The organism is Alteromonas sp. G4i13, assembly GCF_054960505.1.
Genome location: NZ_JBHNYX010000106.1, coordinates 1 through 1,074, shown reverse-complemented (window position 1 = coordinate 1,074; position 1,074 = coordinate 1). Strand labels below are relative to the sequence as shown.

1 protein-coding gene is annotated in these 1,074 nt (G+C 44.3%); it reads left to right on the top strand.

Translation table 11 applies throughout. The annotated features are described in order from the left end of the window. Positions 1 to 256: 256 nt before the first annotated feature. Positions 257 to 1,074 (top strand): transposase zinc-binding domain-containing protein (locus ACFI6J_RS21475; protein ID WP_462586394.1); only part of this gene is annotated, 818 nt, incomplete at its 3' end.

Sequence of the window (1,074 nt, the reverse complement as noted above, 5' to 3'; positions counted from 1 at the left end):
TCATCAAGTTTATCCAGCCGATTGGTAGCCGCGACAATAAAAACCGCGCCTTTATTTGGCTATTTGCATTCTAAGGTTGGAAATCAGCTTTTCTGCCAAGGCAATGAAAAGGCTCAGTTGGTTGGAAGCTAAAGTATGAGGGGCTGCATTGTACGTTTTTCGGACCTTGAGACTATAAATTTCCCACCCTATTGATCAGTAGATTTACATTAAAATCATATACACACTGTGATGCCAATTCAAGATAAAGGCGCCATTGCTAGTAACTCACTCTCATACCTATAAACGACATCGTCCAGAGCAGACGTTACTGTATCAATTGGTCGAACGCCACTACCCAGAATTTCAGAAGCAGCTTTCACAAAAAGGGAAGTCGTTACCACTTCATGTGGTAAAAGAGTTTGAAGAGTTTCTTAGGTGTGGTCGGCTTGAGCATGGTTTTTTGCGTGTAGTTTGTGACGACTGCAAGCATGAGAAACTGCTGGCGTTCAGCTGCAAACGCAGGGGATTTTGCCCAAGTTGCGGTGCAAGAAGGATGGCAGAAAGTGCCAAGTTGTTAGTTGAAGATGTTCTTCACGGTTACCCTGTACGCCAATGGGTATTGAGTTTACCCATCCCGCTTCGTCTACTTCTAGCTAGGTATCCCAAACACTTAAGTAAAATCATGCAAATCATTCATCGTGCTATTTCTTGCGATATTGTGCATCGGGCTGGGTATCTTAAGAAGCAAGCAAACACAGGAGCGGTGACTTACATTCAGCGATTTGGTAGTGCACTGAATCTCAATATTCACTTTCACATGCTCTTTTTGGAAGGCGTTATCACTCAGGAGTGTGGACAGTCCAAATTCAAGTGCGTTAAAGCACCAAACCACAATGATATGGAAACCCTCGTGAATGTCATTAGCCATCGCATCGCGACCTACTTGGAGAAGGCCGGGCTCGTTCAACGGGATATGGACAACACATTTCTCGATTTACCCATGGATGACGAAGATAGTTTACTGCCCTTGCAAGCAGCCTCTGTCAATTACCGCATTGCTGTAGGACCAGATACAGGCAAAAAAGTCTTTGC